Below are 16059 nucleotides of genomic sequence, written 5' to 3'. Positions count from 1 at the left end.
GACCGCCTGCTGCCGCGCCAATGCCTTGCCAGAGCCCGAAGGCCTGACAGCTTGAGATTTGCTGCCGTTCTTCGATCAGGCGGTAGCAAGTCTGCTAGTTCAAAAGTGCTACAATATTGGCGTTTGGCGGGCCGCGCCACGCGTATGGTGATAGTGTCAATTGGCCACTCTTCGACGAATGTTGCACGCATCCGCGCTTTAATAACCCGCGCGGCACAAACAGACATGGCACTGGATCAGCAATTCTGGGGCAAAGATATGTCGCAGGACGAATGTCAAACTCAGATCAAACAACTGAGCGGGGCGGTGGATGTCTATGCTGTCCTTCTTTTACCTGACGTACCTGCGCATATTGACGTACTCAACCTGCGAAGTGAATTGCAGAGACACAAAGACCTCATTCGCCCCGGGGCATGGCACTATCCCGGACCCGTTCGTCCGGGCGAAGTTGATTGCATACTGAACAGTGCGATTGCAGCCCATCAGGCCCATAGGGTTGCGCTGGATAAGAGAGATGCTCAGATCGCGAGATAGCCAATTCCGACAAAAGCAATTATGCATCCAAGCCATTGTAAGAAAGCCATTTCCTCTCGCAAAATTGCCCAGGCCAATACAACGGTAAACAACCCGAAGATCGACGCTGTAACGGACGCGTATTGGGCATTAGGCAACCCCCCGGCAGACACAACGCACAGAATTGCCACCGCATCGAGCGCACCCATCAGGCACAACAGGGGTAGGGCTCGTGTGCCCGGCCAAAGCGACTTGCGAGATGCAATAGCGATTGCTGCCAGCACAGGGATAGCGGTCAGACGGCCAATCAATGAAACAGTGAATTCGTCGCCCAGTTCGGCTGCATACTGACCCAAAGCGAACGTTGCAGCGAACCCGACTGCAGCGAGTATGGAAAAGGCAATCGTCGGCCCGGCGGCAGGGTACTCTGTACTGTCGTCGGATCGAGTCGATACAATGGACACGCCGGCACCAATGGCAATGATTGCCAGCCAATGCCAGATGCTGACCTCGGAACCGCGCCAAATCGCAAGTGTGACAGACAGGACCGGATAGCTGGCGACAAGCGGGGCAACCAGACGTACAGGCCCGCGCTGAAACGCAGCATACATGCTGAGGCCAGCCAGCAAGTAAAAGCCGCCCGCTACAACTGCGTAGGACACTGCCTTGGCGGACATAGGGGCGAACCCAGCCCAAATTGCCACAAGACCGAACTGTAACAGTGCCCCTGCAACCAGCACGGCCATCAATGCGGCAATGACACTGACGGACTGGCTGACATATCGCACGGCAAGATCGTGAAAACCCCAGCACAATGCTGCCAGCAGACCCAGTGCAAGGGCACTCATCCGTTCACCTCGCGCAACTTGGAATGCCCGGAAATTTCGTATCCTTCTCTCGATATCAACCGCGCCAACATGTCACTGGTGATAAACTTATTTTCCTGATATGCAATATTTATTGACAACGGCAGCTCGGAGAAGAGACCTATGTCATCGGCTTTGGATCAACTCGGTGGCGAAGAAAAGCTGCGGACTCTTGTCGAGCGGTTCTACGACCGAATGGAGACCGACCCGGCGGTGCATTCGCTGCACAGGCTACACTTTCGCGGTCATGGGTTGTCTCATACAAGACAGGCGCAGTTCGAATTCCTGAGCGGGTTTTTGGGCGGTCGTGCATACTATCGTGAGCGATTTGGTCATATGGACTTGCGAGAAATCCACGCGCATGTGCCGATACGTGAAGCGGATGCCGAGCTTTGGCTGGAAACTTTTGACGCCGCGTTGGCAGATTGCGAAATGGACGGTCCAGTGGTGGACAAAATGCGCACAACATTGCGCCGCGCTGCGCTGATGCTTGTCAACGATGTCCCCGATTGGAGGGTTGAAGCAGACAGCGAAAAGAACCTTGAGGTTCCGGGTTGATCGCGTGTGATCAGATCTGTCGTAATCTGTTATAGATACTGGATGTTATCTTGAATTGTTCTTCAACTATTTTGTCGCTGTCAGAAACCATTTCCCACGCTGCATCTGCAGAGCCAAGCCAATCAACGGCGCATTGATGGTTGGCGGGGTCGCCCATCCACGATTGGATCGTGCCCTGAACAAGTTCGGGGTGAAATTGTACGCTCCACGCACAGTCCGAAACCCGCAATGCCTGAACAGCAGTGGCATCAGATTGTGCCAGGACTACTGAATTGGCCGGTAGATCAATAGCTTCAACCCCATGCCATTGAAGCACCCGGAATTGATGAGGCAAGAGCTCGAACAGCGGATCCCCCCGCGTGTTATCAGTCAGATTGATGGAATGCACACCGATCTCGGGCTTTTGCATGCGTGCGCATTTCCCACCTAGCGCGTCAACCAAAAGTTGGTGGCCCAGACAAATACCAAAATAAGGACGTTTGAAGTCTTGAACCCAAGTCCTGATTGCTTGCTTCTCACGCACAAGCCATGGGTTAGCTTCGATTTCCCAGACGTCCATCGGACCGCCCAGAACAAGAAGCAAATCAAATTCGTCGAGCTGCGGGATCGGTTGACCATCATAGAGATGCACAATGCTGGCCGTATCACCGCATGACGAAATGTGTTCCAGAAACGCTCCGGGGTTTTCGCCCGGCGTATGCTGGAAAATCAGAATGTTCACGAGGTGCGGGTCTCCGTCTGACCGAAGGGGTGGGGCAGCAGAATGTCTGCAGCCCCTGATTTGTCTAGATGTCGAGTGTGTGGTCTTTTTCCCAGCGTGAGAAATGACTGACGAAGGAGTTCCACTCCTGGTGTTTCATTTTGAGGAATGCGCTTGAGAATTCCTGACCCATCATGGCTTTCAGCTCAGTATCGTTGTCGTATTCGCGTAATCCGTCGAGCATGTTCAGCGGCAGTTTAGGGGCGTCGGTGACGGTGTGTCCTTCGGCATACATGTCGATGTCCCAACGCCGCCCCGGATCAGCCTTGGATCGGATGCCAGACAGGCCCGCGGCGATGATGACCGCCTGCAGCAGATAGGGGTTGGTGGCCCCGTCGGCCAGACGCAACTCGAAACGGCCCGGGCCGGGGACTCGGACCATGTGAGTGCGGTTGTTGCCAGTCCAGGTTACGGTATTGGGAGCCCAGGTCGCGCCCGACATGGTGCGCGGCGCGTTGATGCGCTTGTAGCTGTTCACGGTCGGGTTGGTGATCGCGGCCAGAGCACTTGCATGTTTCATGATCCCGCCCAGGAAGTACTTACCCTGTTCACCCAGCCCAACCTCGCCAGTCGGGCCTTCGCCTTCACCGGCAAAGACGTTCGTTTTGGACTCTGCCCCAGGCGCATCCCAGACCGAGATATGGGCGTGGCAACCATTACCAGTCAGCCCTTCAACGGGCTTGGGCATGAAAGTAGCGCGGAAGCCGTGTTTTTCGGCCACCGACTTTGTCATGAACTTGAAGAAGGAGTGCTTGTCCGCGGTGCGCAGGACATCGTCGAACTCCCAGTTCATTTCGAACTGGCCATTGGCGTCTTCGTGGTCGTTCTGATAGGGTCCCCAACCCAATTCCAGCATGTAGTCGCAGATCTCGCGCACCACGTCATAGCGGCGCATCACCGCCTGCTGATCATAGCAAGGTTTTTCGGCGGTATCGAACGGGTCGCTGATTTGCTCGCCATCAGGGGTCAACAGGAAGAACTCGGCCTCGATGCCGGTCTTGACATGCATGCCCATTTCGGCGGCCTCGCCGATCAGGCGTCTCAACACGTTGCGTGGAGCCTGAGCGACGTCCTTGCCTTCCATCACACAGTTGCCAGCAACCCAAGCCACCTCGGGCTTCCACGGCAATTGAATGACTGAGGAGGGGTCCGGCACTGCCAACATGTCAGGATGCGCCGGGGTCATGTCCAACCAGGTAGCAAACCCGGCAAAACCCGCGCCATCTTCTTGCATATCGGCTATCGCCTGTGCGGGCACTAGCTTAGCCCGCTGCCCACCGAACAGGTCGGTGAAAGAGATCATGAAGTATTTGACGCCTTTTTCTTTTGCGAAAGCTGCGAGATCTGTCGTCACGATGGCTTTCCTTTCCCTGTTGTTTTTCGTTGTTCAAATGCAAAACGCGGCCCTTGTCAGAGAGCCGCGCAATTATTTTTCAGAACCCTTCTTTGCCCGGGTACCAGCTGGTACCGGCCAAGGGCACTCGGGCCATCGCGGCTGCCTCCATGGTCAGGGCGCATAGGTCTTCGGGTTCGAGGTTGTGCAAGTGGTTGTGACCACAGGCCCGCGCGATGGTCTGTGCCTCAAGCGTCATCACCTTGAGATAGTTGCGCAGACGGCGTCCGGCCTCGACCGGGTTTAGACGGGCGGCAAGATCGGGATCCTGTGTAGTAATGCCTGCTGGATCCTGACCTTCGTGCCAGTCGTCATAGGCTCCGGTGGTAGTGCCCAGCTTCTGATACTCGGCTTCCCATTTCGGATCGTTGTCGCCAAGCGCCACCAACGCGGCGGTGCCAATGGCCACCGCATCCGCGCCAAGCGCCAAAGCTTTGGCGACATCGGCTCCGGTACGGATTCCGCCCGAGATCACCAGCTGAACCTCGCGATGCACACCCAGATCCTGTAGCGCCTGCACGGCAGGGCGAATGCACGAAAGCGTCGGTAGGCCCACATGTTCGATAAAGACGTCCTGCGTCGCGGCCGTACCGCCCTGCATCCCGTCCATCACCACCACATCGGCACCGGCCTTTACCGCCAATGCCGTATCATAATAGGGGCGGGTCGCGCCAACCTTGACATAAATCGGCACTTGCCAGTCTGTAATCTCACGCAGTTCGAGGATCTTGATTTCCAGATCATCCGGGCCGGTCCAGTCAGGATGGCGACAGGCCGAGCGCTGGTCGATACCCTTGGGCAAGGTGCGCATTTCGGCCACACGGTCGCTAATCTTCTGTCCCAGCAGCATACCGCCGCCACCGGGTTTGGCACCCTGACCGACCACGATCTCGATCGCGTCGGCCTTCCTCAGGTCGTTTGGGTTCATGCCATAGCGCGAGGGCAGATACTGGTAGACCAGCTTGCTGGAGTGACCGCGTTCCTCGGGTGTCATGCCGCCGTCACCGGTGGTGGTTGACGTGCCAGCTGCCGATGCGCCCCGGCCCAAGGCTTCTTTCGCCGGCCCAGAGAGAGCGCCAAAGCTCATGCCCGCAATGGTGATCGGAATGTCCAGTTCGATCGGCTTCTTGGCAAAGCGCGTGCCCAGCGTTACCGAGGTGTCGCAGCGTTCGCGGTAGCCTTCCAACGGATATCGTGACACCGACGCGCCCAGAAACAGCAAATCGTCAAAATGGGGCACCTTGCGCTTGGCACCGCCACCGCGGATGTCATAGATGCCCGTGGCTGCGGCGCGGCGGATCTCGGCATTGATCGGGTTGGAAAATGTCGCCGACTGGATCGGCAGGGTGCGGGGGATCTGATCGTCCATATCTTTCATACCCTTCTTCCTCAGTAAGCGGCGGAATTGTCGATGTCGAAGTTGTACAGTTCGCGAGCTGAGCCGTAGCGTTTGAACTCTTCCGGACTGGCGTCCGCGCCTGCGCGATCCAGCAGGTCCTTCAGAATCTCCAGGTGCTCGGGGCGCATTTCTTTCTCGATGCAGTCAGCGCCGAGACTTTTGACCGAGCCGCGCACGAACAGTCGCGCTTCATACAGCGAGTCGCCAAGCGCGTCGCCTGCATCGCCACAGACCACAAGGTTACCGGCCTGTGCCATAAAGGCCGACATGTGGCCGATACTGCCATGCACAACGATGTCGATGCCTTTCATCGAAATTCCGCAACGCGAGCTTGCATTGCCCTTGATCACAAGCAACCCGCCATGACCCGTGGCCCCGGCATACTGGCTGGCATCGCCATCGACGATCACCTGACCGGACATCATGTTCTCGGCCACGCCAGGCCCGACCGAGCCTTCAACCTTGATCGTCGCCTGCTGGTTCATGCCAGCGCAGTAGTAGCCGGTGGACCCCTTGACTGTCACTTCGATGGGCGCGTCCAGCCCGACGGCAATCGCGTGGCTGCCCTTGGGGTTCACAACCTCCCAGCTGGTTTGGTTCGTCTCGGTGGATTGCGATTGCAGCGTTGCGTTCAGCCCGCGCAGGCCGTTTGCTTCAAGATCATAGGTCTGCATGTCAGGCGGCCTTTTCCGTCGTTGTCGGGCTGTCATTGTGGGACCAGAAGTAAACCGTTGCCGGTTCCGGCTCCCAGACGCGGGCGTCTTCAATGCCGGGCAGGTTCACAAGCGCCCGATATTCGCTGCCAAAGGCCACGTATTGATCGGTCTCGGCCATTACTGCCGGTTTGCAGGCGATCGGATCGCGGACCACGCCGAACCCATCCTTGGTGCCGACAACAAAGGTGAAGAAGCCATCCAGATCCTCAAGGCTGCTTTCCAGCGCCTCACCCAAGGTGGCCCCGTTCATCATCTTCCAGGTCAGATAGGCGGCACCGACCTCGGTATCGTTTTCGGTTTGGATTACCACTCCTTCGCGACGCAGCTTGCGGCGCAGCGAGTTGTGGTTTGACAGCGAGCCGTTGTGAACCAGACACTGATCGGGTCCGGTGTTGAACGGGTGCGCACCCATCGTCGTGACCGCAGATTCCGTCGCCATGCGTGTATGACCAATGCCATGCGTGCCGCTCATGCTGCTGATGTCAAAGCGCGCAGCCACGTCTTTGGGTAGGCCAACTTCCTTGTAGATCTCCAGCATCTCGCCCCGGCTCATGATCCGGACCGAAGGCCGGATCTCTGCCAACGCGGCCCGTGCCGCTTCAAACTGCCCGGCCGGAACGTCTAGCACAGTGTGCGTGTCATTATCAGTCTGGCTTACCACCAGGCCCAAGTGCTGCCCCAGCTCTTCGGCTAGACCGGCAAAGTCGTCCTTGGGATTGGGCGACTGCAGCGTCATCTTAGTCTTGCCACCTGATTCCTCACCATAAATCGCAATCCCCGCGCTGTCGGGGCCGCGATCCGTCATCGTGATCAGCATGTCTGTCAGCATATTGCCCAGTTCGGGCGCAAGAGACTGGTCTTTGAGGAATAATCCAACAATTCCGCACATGGCTGGCAGATCTCCTTGTGTGTTTCGTTATGATTCTACGGTACCAACAATTCAAACGGACATCAATAATCATAGGAAATAAATTTTCCTGAGAGGCAATGGGCAAGAATTTAGATTTATGCCCATTGCCAGCTTTCAAAGCCGGATCAGTATCGTTCCAGCTGTGCTTTCACCTTTTCTTCGTCGCCGGTGTGACGGGCTTTCTCAAGGTGCTCGCCTTCCCGGACAAATTGGATGCGATGCCATCCGATCCAGAATATGACGCCCACAATGACCATCAGAACTTCGTAACCTTGGAAGGGATAGATTGGTCCGACTTCGGCCAGATCCACGGCCCAATTTGTATATCCATTGGTAGACATATTATTCTCCCTTACTTAGCTGCTACGCCACGGGCAGCCAGTTCTTCCTTGTCGGCTGCAATAATCGCGGCTTTGGCGTCTTCGTAGGCATGGTGTTCAGCGTAATCGAGACCCTGAAGTTCAACTTCTTCCGGGATGCGCAGAACACCAGCGGCCGATTGAATTTTCGCCAGAATCCAACCTGGCAAGAAGCCAAGAACAAAGAACATGATGACAGCACCAGTGATTTGACCGACCGGGTTAATCGTCGCGTAGCCTTCATATGGTGAAGAAGGCACACCCCAGAGGACAAAGCCCGAAATCACCAAGCCAACGAACCCTGCGTAGCCATGCACGGCGACAGCCCCAACGGCATCATCCAGCTTGAACCGACGCTCAACCCAATAGTGCAGTTTGTAAACGATCACGACACCGATGGCGGCAATGATCATTGCCTGGATCGGGTGATACAGATCGTTACCTGCCGAGGCGGTGATAATTCCGGCAAGACCGCCCGAGAATGTCCAGAAGGCGTCGCCTTTGGAAACCACATACGCTGCCATCAACCCGCCGGACAGCGACATCAGGAAGTTGAAGGTAATCGCGGAGAGCGTAGTTGGGGCCAGATAGATGTTGGTTGCGGTCCAAGTCACACCTGTGATTTGACCGTCGATTGCCTCAGGCGAGATCGCTGGAACGTTACACGCGGCGTAGAAGCCCCAGAAACCAGTGTAGATAAGGAATATCCCGATGGTTAGCATCCAGGGGTTGTGCGGCGGAATATCCCGCGGCGTACCGTCCTTGGCAAATTTACCCAGGCGTGGGCCCAGAACCATAATCACGCCAAGCGCGTAACCACCTGCAATCGCGTGGATAACGCCTGAAGCATAGGCGTCGTGGTATCCAAGAAGGCGTACCATCCAGCCGCCATAGTGCCAGCCCCATGCAGCGTCTATGATCCACCAGACAGAACCAATCATCACAGCATGGACCCACAGGGCAGAAGATCTGATCCGCTCGATTACAGAACCTGAAACGATCGAGGCGGCAGTCCATGAGAACAGCAAGAACGCGGCCCAGAAGACGCCGGTGATTCTGTCACTTAAATTGGTCGCCATCGTATCTGCCCAGGGCAGATTGGCAGCGCCCGCTTCGGTGTCCAGACCGCCCCAGAACGGAAAGTTCGGAAAGGCCCAGTAAATCCACCATCCAAAGAAGAAGAACGTGACCGTTACCAGCGGGATGATCATGATGTTTTTCATCAATGTGTGCATATGGTTGCGGGCACGACTGGCACCGACCTCGTACATGCAAAAGCCCACATGGATCAGGAACATGAAAACGACCGTTACCCAGTAGTAGAACTCGGTAAAGACCGTCGTTAGTGCATTTAGATTACCATCCACTTCGTAGTCTCCCTGTTGTTGCAGCAGGAGGTCTTTCTGCGAAGAATTTCCTGCTGGGAATATTTATCTACTCAGGGGACAATTTCATTGGCGACCTGTCAATAGATATGTGGGGCAAACATCTTTTAGGCATTTGTTTCATGCACTTTTAGGCCCGTCGAAATTCAACCCATGGCATTGATAAATAACCACTTATGTCATTCTCGGTAATTTGTATTAGGGTGCACAAATTGCAGCCTAATATTCCCAACAGGAAAAAAATCTGCACATGGGTGTTGATTTTCAATCTGACATCGGCCTCAATATGGTCAACAAAAAAGCAATCAACGGGAGAGCTGAACAATGGCCATTCTTTGGAGGACGTCCGCCCTTGCGCAGCGCCATGCCGAGATCGGCGGCGAGTTAGAGGACTGGAACGGTATGGGAACCGCATGGTTCTATGACCATAGCCCGGAACGCGCCAAGGCGGATTACGAAGCCATCCGTACTAAGGCCGGTCTGATGGATGTGTCGGGTCTGAAAAAGGTTCACGTGGTCGGCGAAGATGCGGCTTATGTTATTGACCGCGTTACCACGCGGAACGTGGAAAAGATCATGCCGGGTCGGTCGACTTATGCGTCGATCCTGAATCCCGAGGGCAAGTTCGTTGACGATTGCATCATCTACCGCCTGTCGGTGAACACGTGGCTTGTCGTGCACGGCACAGGAACGGGCATGGAGCAGCTGACATCAGTGGCGGCTGGCAAGAATTGTTCGGTCATCTTTGACGACGACATGCACGACATGTCTTTGCAGGGACCGGTTGCGGTGGATTTCCTGGCCAAGCATGTTCCCGGAATTCGTGATCTGGCCTACTTCGGTATCATGCAAACCAAGCTCTATGGCTGCCCAGTGATGATTTCGCGGACCGGCTACACCGGTGAACGCGGGTACGAGATTTTCTGTCAGGCCAAGCATGCCGTGCACCTTTGGGACAACATCCTGGCCGAAGGCAAGGATATGGGCATCGTTCCGGTCCAGTTCTCGACACTCGATCTGCTGCGAACCGAAAGCTACCTTCTGTTCTATCCAGGCGACAATTCGGAAACCTATCCGTTCGACGATGAAACATGCGGCGATACGCTTTGGGAACTGGGCCTGGAATTTACAGTCTCACCGGGCAAAACTGGTTTTATCGGTGCCGAGAACCACTACGCCTCGAAAGGTAAAGAGCGGTTCAAGATTTACGGTGTCAAACTGGACGGTACAACTCCGGCGGATGAGGGCGCGGATCTGCTGCAAAACGGTGAGAAGGTCGGCGTTGTCACCTTCGGCATGCATTCCGAGATCAATGGCCACAACGTAGGTATCGCGCGGATGCCAGTCGCCTGTGCCTCACCCGGCACCCAGCTGACGGTACGAAACGGCGACGGGACAGAAATAGCAGCGACTGCGGAAGAGATGCCGTTCTACGATCAGGACAAATCGATCAGAACCGCAAAGGGCTGAGTTTAAGGGGGCGCAACGGACACACCGAGGCGCCCTTTTCCTATTTGAGGGCAAAATGTCAAAGTTCGAATTTCCCAAGTCAATCGCAAGCCGCCCGGTCTGGGGTACGCTAGAGGTTCGCTCAGGTGAACATCATCTCATGATCGCCGAGGCCGAAGGGGCCGAAGCCGTTCTTGACATCGCGACACCTGACCTGATGGCCAAAACCCACTTGATCTATATTCCCAAAGGGACGGATTTCACGACAAAACTGCAAGCGCTGAATCCCGCGCAATTCTACGAAGGCCCGTCCTATGAGGCCGCGCTACAGCGCATTCGCCGTGTGCTGGAGGATGCGCATATGGGGTTGCAGGTCTATCTGACCGGCACAGAGGGCATGATGGGTCAGGCTATGAATGAGGTGATGGCTGTTGGCTTGCCACATACCGCGATCCAGACCGAGCATCGCGGCTCGACTGCGCGCCGTATGCAATGTGTGCACTGCAAGGGCATTACCGATGATGTCGAGGTCGATCCGTTTGTTTGCTCGCACTGTGGTTTAAACCTTTTTGTGCGCGACCACTATTCCCGCCGCCTTGCCGCCTATCAGGGCGTCCGCGTTGACGCTGAGGACCATGGGAACGTGCCCGAGCCGAAGGGAATCTACGAATGAGTGGCGCAGAGAAAATTCAGGTCAAAGTTACAGAAATTACCCCGCTGAACGAATTGGTAACACGGTTCCGGTTCGAACGCGTTGACGGCAGTCAGTTGCCAACCTTTTCGGGCGGTGCACATACCGTGGTCGAAATGCAGGATGGCGGCATCACGCGGCTCAACCCTTATTCCCTGATGTCCGATCCGTTCGATCAATCATCCTATACGATCTCGGTTCGCCGCGATGATCAGGGCAGGGGAGGGTCGTTGTTCATGCACCGTCAGGTCAAGCTGGGCGACGAGATGACCATCAGCTACCCGGTCAACCTATTCTCGCTTGATTTGCGGGCCCGCAAACACCTGTTTCTGGCCGGTGGTATCGGGATCACCCCGTTTCTGGCGCAGATCAAACAGCTAGAACTGCTGCATGGGCATTGGGAACTGCACTATGCGTGCCGTAATCAGGCGCTGGCATCTTATGCGGATCAGCTGACAGACAGGCATCCGAACGAAACGCATCTGTACTACGACGATCAGAACCAGGCGATTGATCTGGAAAACCTTCTCAGCGGGCAACCCCTGGGCACCCATGTCTATGTCTGCGGACCAAAGGGCATGATCGATTGGGTGCGCAATACTGCCGCCGCAGAAGGCTGGCCCGAAGACTGCGTGCATTACGAGGAATTCTTAGCGCCTCAGCCCGGCAAACCGTTCGAAGTGCGTCTGGCGTCTTCCGACAAGGTCATTCATGTGGGTGAAAACGAAAGCCTTTTGGAGGCTATCGAACGCGAAGGTGTCGACGCCCCGTATCTGTGCCGAGGCGGGGCCTGTGGCCAATGCGAAACCGTTGTGTTGGATCACGACGGCAATTTTGTTCACCGCGATCACTGGCTGACCGACGAAGAAAAGGCAGCAGGCAAAAAAATCATGCCCTGCGTATCGCGTTTCGAGGGCAAGTCCCTCGTGCTGGACCGCTGAGAGGAGGCCCACCATGACCATTCAATTCAACGACGAGTCCTTCCGCGACGACTATACGTTCCACAACTCGGAATGGGCGATCAAACGCTTTCCGTTTCCGTTCCACGAAGACAGCTACATGTATTCTGTCAACATGGAACAGCACCGGGGCGGGCCCGAGGGCTCGGTCTATGAGATGCGGTTCGACGTGGATGAACACTATGTCTCGGAAATGAAAGACCGCGCCATCGTTCTGGATCAGGACCCGCTGCGCTGTCAGTCTCTGCCGCATATGACATTGGCGGGTTGGGACTTGCTGGAACTGATCATGGTCAGCAAATCCGAGGACTACCCGGACCTGTTCGAGCTGCACCGCAACGGCAACCAGTGGCGCTGGATCAACAAGCCACTGGGGATCGATCACAGCTTTACCTTCATGGATGAAACCACGCTGCCTTACGGGCCGATGGAGTACATTACTCGTCAGGCGCAAGGCGATTTCGCAGTGCTGGACCAGCGGGACGAGATGTTGTGGATGGACGCTGGTATGGTCACGACCCAGGCCGATTGGAGCCTGGATTTCGACATCGGCATGAATTTTTTCGAATGGCACGCGCCGGTTCCAAAAGCCCATGAGATGGGAATTTTCAAGCGCGCGCTGAAGTTTCTGCTGAACATTCAACAGGGCGCGCCAGCACGGCGGCTGAACTGGACCATGACGGTGAACCCGCTGTTGGATACCAGCCCGGAAAACTATCACAAATGGGGCATCCAAAAGACCACACTGACGCCCGAAAACATAGCCCATAAGCAGCATCTTCGGGTCGAATTGCAAACATTCTTCCGATTGCCGCGATCAAACGCGCTAGTATTCCCAATCCGTTGTTATCTTTGCAGTTTTCAAGATCTGATGACGGTGCCGAAATGGGGTCGCCGGCTGCACCGTGTTGTTCGCGACCTTCCGGTTGAACTCGCCACCTACAAGGGGTTTATCGACAACCGCCCAATGATGTTGGACTACCTTAGTCAGTTTGACGACGGATTACCGACCTCTCCCGGTATATGGCCGGATCTGGAAACCGAGCCGCCTTTGTCAAAGTAAGCGATCACCTTGACGTGTTTTGGCTCATATGACTGATGCAGGCAAAACACCTTGGCTCATTCAGCCCGATGACTTCGCATTGTATGACGCGCTTGCACTGCTTCGCGCGTCATTTCGGTATATGGATGCCCGAATTAATCCTCCTTCGTCTATCCATAATCTAACAGTGGAAGGAATGCAGGCGCATTGTAGGGGTGGTGGTGAAATCTGGGCCATGGGCCAACCACTATTCGCGTGCATGTTTTTGACGCCCAAAGCCAACAGCTTGTACCTAGGAAAGCTGGCGGTGAAGGAAGGAATGCGGGGGCGGGGTATCTGCCGCACTTTGGTAGATCACGCTGCAAGTCGTGCAGCAGACCTTGGTCTATCAGCGTTGGAACTGGAAACGCGCGTGGAACTCACTGAAAACCACCGTGTGTTTTCAAGGCTTGGATTTACAATCGTAAGTGCCGGCAGCCACGTCGGCTATGACAGACCCACGGATTTCTTGTTGCGCAAGCCGGTCAATTTGTCTGCGGATAGCTGATCACTGAAATGTAGCGTGCCGGCAGATTCACCAACCGTTCCGGACCATGCGGTGCGTCGGCGTCAAAGAACAAGGTGTCACCCGGTTTCAGGGGGTAAATCTTGTCTCCGTGGCGGTAATCTACCTCGCCTTCCAGCATGTAGATCGTCTCGATTCCATCATGTTGAAATGTTGGGAACACGTCGGATTCGACGGTCAGTGTGATCAGGTAGGGCTCTACGATTACGCCAGAACCGTTGGCACCAATATGCCCCAACAAATTATATTGATGATTGGCGCGTGTTCCTTCGCGCTCTAACTCGACGCCCTCACCCGCTTTGGTATGAACCGCCTCGCGGCGCTCTTCAAATTGTCTGAAAAAGCTTGTCAGAGGAACTGAAAGTGCATCAGCAAGCGATTGCAAAGTCGTCAGGGAAGGCGATGTGTTCCCGTTTTCGATCTTAGACAGCATACCAATCGACAATCCGGTCAGCTGAGCCAATTCCGCGACCGTAGTATTCTGCTTTTTGCGAAAAGCGCGAACCTCGCGACCAATGGCAACTTCAAGAACTTTTTCTCTGTCACCCGAGCGAACAGAATGTGGATCCTGTGTCAGATTTGTCGCCATTTCTTTTTCGTTTTTTTTCAATTTCGTTCTTTCAATGTCTTGCTACACTTGTCCAAACGGGTTCTGCAAGAAGACGACGTGCATTACCCAATCCAACTCGGTCTACCATAGCACCATTTTTTCCTGCTAGTAAAATAATGATGCTGACAGAAAAATCCTAGAACTCAAATTTCTATGGCTAGACGGTATTACCGATAGCATGCCTGACCTCTGTGATAGAACCGCCGTGGGTAGCAAACGAGATTGTACCGAATCTGGATAATTGGTTGTACTAAGGCCTGAACGTTCGCATTGAAAACAACCATCTCTAACTCCGAGAGTGAGACAAACAGGGGCCGCTCGAAATTCGAACATCAGAATTTCTTTGTCGACTATAAGTTGGTGTGACGACTCTCCGACACCCTTGATCACTTTGCCATAGTTCGGCTTGGGTTCGAAATCGTTCCCCGCCAGCATCCAGCAATTGTGGTCGGTGTGTGTCTCTTTGATGAGTTTGAAACCTGAAGATCGCTTAATACAGATCTAAGTATCTGCTGATCTATTCGCGGGCTTTCAAACGTTAGACCCAAGCAGCATTACCTGAATGTCGGCTACATTGGTCCCGGTCGCTCCGGTCATCAGAAGATCACCAGACAGCGTCAAAGCCTTATGACTGTCGTTGCTCGCCAACAGAGCGGTAGGGTCATGTCCCGACGCGCGGATTCGGGTGAGCGTCCCTGCATCCACTATCGCGCCAGCCGCCGAGGTTGGGCCGTCGCGGCCATCCGTACCACCGCTAAGAAAAACCCAATTTCCGGGTATCGTGCGGTATTGCGTCAGTTGGGCGACGCGCAGTGCCAATTCCTGGTTGCGCCCGCCGCAACCCGTTCCTTGCAGACGTACAGTCGTTTCACCACCAAACAGCAGGGCGGTTGGGCGGTTCGAAGTGGCGGACAAGGCTGCTTGGAAAATCCGTTCAGCCGCGTCGGACACATCTCCAATCAACGCGTCGGACACAATTTCAGTACGGTAGTTCTGCGCCGCATAGCGAAACGCGGCTTCCAAACTAATTGTGTTCGACCCAATCAGGCTATTTGTTGCCTCAACTGCTATGGTATGTTCAGGAATACTCTTCTCCAGATGGGCTCGGACGGCTTTTGGTAGCCGGTGCCAGATCCCGGCCTCGATGCAGGTTCTGCGGGCGTCCGCGTGGCTGCCGATTGGTAAGGCGGTTGGTCCGCTGGCTACGGCCCGAAGATCATCACCGATGACATCCGACAGGATATACGCCGTGATCGGGGCAGGTGCGCCGTGCAGCAAAATCCCGCCGCCTTTGAGCTGGCTCAGGTGCTGGCGCACAAGGTTCATCTGAACGATGTCCAGCCCGGAAGACAACAAAACCTCATTGACCGCAATTTTGTCCAAAAGGGTCAAACCATCAACAGGCGCGGGAACCAAGGCCGACCCCCCGCCGGAGATCAGTGCAATGATTTGATCCTGCTTACGTGCTGCGCTGAGCAATGCGATGATCTGTCGCCCGGCTTTCAAACCGCGTTCATCCGGGATGGGGTGCCCGCTGGTCAAAACCGTCGCACCGGGGACTTCGCTCCGGTTATCGCTATGGGTTACGATCAGGGCGACGTGATCGCCCTGAACATGCTGCAATGCCTCCTCCATCATGGCAGGGGCAGCCTTCCCAATTGCAATCAGGATGCTGCGCCCGCCATGTTCTGGTGATGGCAATGGGGCTGATTGCAACCGCTGGCGCAGGCACTTCGCCGGGTCCGCCGCAGCGACGGCTTCTGCAAAGATGGCGGCGGCTCTATCGCGCAGCGATATGGACGATTGCACAGTCATGATGCGATCAAGCCGCTGCGATCTGGCCTGCTTTTTCGACCAGCACTTCGGCCTGACGGATTGAGGCAT

17 protein-coding genes are annotated in these 16059 nt (G+C 55.4%); 7 read left to right on the top strand and 10 right to left on the bottom strand.

Going from position 1 to position 16059, the window contains the following annotated elements; all coding sequences use genetic code 11:
• The coding region (locus GOX21_RS21465; protein ID WP_217353063.1) for a hypothetical protein at nucleotides 1-534 on the top strand (534 nt) is incomplete at its 5' end.
• Here GOX21_RS21465 and GOX21_RS21210 read toward each other — a convergent pair.
• Nucleotides 519-1361 carry a DMT family transporter gene (locus tag GOX21_RS21210; protein ID WP_170379897.1) on the bottom strand — a complete coding sequence of 281 codons (843 nt, stop codon included), beginning with the start codon at nucleotides 1359-1361 and terminating at the stop codon, nucleotides 519-521. The genes GOX21_RS21465 and GOX21_RS21210 overlap by 16 nt on opposite strands.
• 141 nt (nucleotides 1362-1502) lie before the next feature.
• Here GOX21_RS21210 and GOX21_RS21205 point away from each other — a divergent pair, with 141 nt between their 5' ends.
• Entirely contained in the window at nucleotides 1503-1937 is a 435-nt protein-coding gene (locus GOX21_RS21205; RefSeq protein ID WP_170352105.1) for a group II truncated hemoglobin, read from the top strand.
• Nucleotides 1938-1947: 10 nt separating this feature from the next.
• On the opposite strand, the gene GOX21_RS21200 is transcribed toward GOX21_RS21205, so the two are convergent.
• The 7 genes from GOX21_RS21200 to GOX21_RS21170 form a co-directional block, all read right to left on the bottom strand.
• Nucleotides 1948-2658: a type 1 glutamine amidotransferase gene (locus GOX21_RS21200; protein WP_170379895.1), complete on the bottom strand. Its 711-nt coding sequence runs from the start codon at nucleotides 2656-2658 to the stop codon at nucleotides 1948-1950.
• A 64-nt stretch (nucleotides 2659-2722) separates the two neighbouring features.
• Nucleotides 2723-4051 carry a type III glutamate--ammonia ligase gene (gene glnT / locus GOX21_RS21195; protein WP_170362875.1) on the bottom strand — a complete coding sequence of 443 codons (1329 nt, stop codon included), beginning with the start codon at nucleotides 4049-4051 and terminating at the stop codon, nucleotides 2723-2725.
• Nucleotides 4052-4130: 79 nt separating this feature from the next.
• Nucleotides 4131-5459, bottom strand: coding sequence for an FMN-binding glutamate synthase family protein (locus GOX21_RS21190; RefSeq protein WP_170352119.1), 1329 nt, complete (start codon nucleotides 5457-5459; stop codon nucleotides 4131-4133).
• Between the two features lie 20 nt (nucleotides 5460-5479).
• Entirely contained in the window at nucleotides 5480-6163 is a 684-nt protein-coding gene (locus GOX21_RS21185; protein WP_170352108.1) for a GXGXG domain-containing protein, read from the bottom strand.
• A gap of 1 nt (nucleotide 6164) precedes the next feature.
• The gene (locus tag GOX21_RS21180) at nucleotides 6165-7094 is read right to left on the bottom strand and encodes a class II glutamine amidotransferase (protein ID WP_170379893.1); all 930 of its coding nucleotides are present in this window, start codon (nucleotides 7092-7094) and stop codon (nucleotides 6165-6167) included.
• Nucleotides 7095-7240: 146 nt separating this feature from the next.
• Nucleotides 7241-7456 carry a hypothetical protein gene (locus tag GOX21_RS21175; RefSeq protein WP_170352110.1) on the bottom strand — a complete coding sequence of 72 codons (216 nt, stop codon included), beginning with the start codon at nucleotides 7454-7456 and terminating at the stop codon, nucleotides 7241-7243.
• An 11-nt stretch (nucleotides 7457-7467) separates the two neighbouring features.
• Complete coding sequence (locus GOX21_RS21170) at nucleotides 7468-8841, bottom strand: ammonium transporter (RefSeq protein WP_170362869.1); 1374 nt, start codon at nucleotides 8839-8841, stop codon at nucleotides 7468-7470.
• A gap of 342 nt (nucleotides 8842-9183) precedes the next feature.
• Between GOX21_RS21170 and GOX21_RS21165 the strand changes: the two genes are divergently transcribed.
• The 5 genes from GOX21_RS21165 to GOX21_RS21145 are packed head-to-tail and all read left to right on the top strand — an operon-like array spanning nucleotide 9184 to nucleotide 13547.
• Nucleotides 9184-10329, top strand: coding sequence for an aminomethyltransferase family protein (locus GOX21_RS21165; RefSeq protein ID WP_170379891.1), 1146 nt, complete (start codon nucleotides 9184-9186; stop codon nucleotides 10327-10329).
• A gap of 55 nt (nucleotides 10330-10384) precedes the next feature.
• A complete protein-coding gene (locus tag GOX21_RS21160) occupies nucleotides 10385-10981 on the top strand; it encodes a dimethylamine monooxygenase subunit DmmA family protein (RefSeq protein ID WP_170379889.1) in 597 nt (198 codons plus the stop codon).
• A complete protein-coding gene (locus GOX21_RS21155; RefSeq protein ID WP_170352114.1) occupies nucleotides 10978-11940 on the top strand; it encodes a PDR/VanB family oxidoreductase in 963 nt (320 codons plus the stop codon). Before GOX21_RS21160 ends, GOX21_RS21155 begins: the two co-directional genes overlap by 4 nt.
• 13 nt (nucleotides 11941-11953) lie before the next feature.
• Nucleotides 11954-13021, top strand: a complete 1068-nt coding sequence (locus GOX21_RS21150; protein ID WP_170362861.1) for a heme-dependent oxidative N-demethylase family protein — start codon at nucleotides 11954-11956, stop codon at nucleotides 13019-13021.
• 28 nt (nucleotides 13022-13049) lie between these two features.
• Nucleotides 13050-13547, top strand: a complete 498-nt coding sequence (locus GOX21_RS21145) for a GNAT family N-acetyltransferase (protein WP_170379887.1) — start codon at nucleotides 13050-13052, stop codon at nucleotides 13545-13547.
• Here GOX21_RS21145 and GOX21_RS21140 read toward each other — a convergent pair.
• Together GOX21_RS21140 and GOX21_RS21135 are read right to left on the bottom strand one after the other, a co-directional pair.
• Entirely contained in the window at nucleotides 13525-14154 is a 630-nt protein-coding gene (locus GOX21_RS21140; RefSeq protein ID WP_170379885.1) for a helix-turn-helix domain-containing protein, read from the bottom strand. The genes GOX21_RS21145 and GOX21_RS21140 overlap by 23 nt on opposite strands.
• 552 nt (nucleotides 14155-14706) lie before the next feature.
• Entirely contained in the window at nucleotides 14707-16059 is a 1353-nt protein-coding gene (locus GOX21_RS21135; RefSeq protein WP_368040051.1) for a glycerate kinase, read from the bottom strand.

This window comes from Ruegeria atlantica, from assembly GCF_013032005.1.
Classification (GTDB): Bacteria; Pseudomonadota; Alphaproteobacteria; order Rhodobacterales; family Rhodobacteraceae; genus Ruegeria; species Ruegeria atlantica_A.
Note: the sequence above shows the minus strand (reverse complement) of the source record. Positions and strands in the feature narration are given on the sequence as shown.

Coding starts and splice junctions, on each gene's coding strand:
- GOX21_RS21155 (WP_170352114.1), top strand. CDS start 10,978: ATGAGTGGCGCAGAGAAAATTCAGGTCAAAGTTACAGAAATTACCCCG.
- GOX21_RS21150 (WP_170362861.1), top strand. CDS start 11,954: ATGACCATTCAATTCAACGACGAGTCCTTCCGCGACGACTATACGTTC.
- GOX21_RS21180 (WP_170379893.1), bottom strand. CDS start 7,094: ATGTGCGGAATTGTTGGATTATTCCTCAAAGACCAGTCTCTTGCGCCC.
- GOX21_RS21175 (WP_170352110.1), bottom strand. CDS start 7,456: ATGTCTACCAATGGATATACAAATTGGGCCGTGGATCTGGCCGAAGTC.
- GOX21_RS21145 (WP_170379887.1), top strand. CDS start 13,050: ATGACTGATGCAGGCAAAACACCTTGGCTCATTCAGCCCGATGACTTC.
- GOX21_RS21140 (WP_170379885.1), bottom strand. CDS start 14,154: ATGGCGACAAATCTGACACAGGATCCACATTCTGTTCGCTCGGGTGAC.
- GOX21_RS21185 (WP_170352108.1), bottom strand. CDS start 6,163: ATGCAGACCTATGATCTTGAAGCAAACGGCCTGCGCGGGCTGAACGCA.
- GOX21_RS21205 (WP_170352105.1), top strand. CDS start 1,503: ATGTCATCGGCTTTGGATCAACTCGGTGGCGAAGAAAAGCTGCGGACT.
- GOX21_RS21165 (WP_170379891.1), top strand. CDS start 9,184: ATGGCCATTCTTTGGAGGACGTCCGCCCTTGCGCAGCGCCATGCCGAG.
- GOX21_RS21190 (WP_170352119.1), bottom strand. CDS start 5,459: ATGGACGATCAGATCCCCCGCACCCTGCCGATCCAGTCGGCGACATTT.
- GOX21_RS21160 (WP_170379889.1), top strand. CDS start 10,385: ATGTCAAAGTTCGAATTTCCCAAGTCAATCGCAAGCCGCCCGGTCTGG.
- GOX21_RS21135 (WP_368040051.1), bottom strand. CDS start 16,059: ATGCCTCAATCCGTCAGGCCGAAGTGCTGGTCGAAAAAGCAGGCCAGA.
- GOX21_RS21210 (WP_170379897.1), bottom strand. CDS start 1,361: ATGAGTGCCCTTGCACTGGGTCTGCTGGCAGCATTGTGCTGGGGTTTT.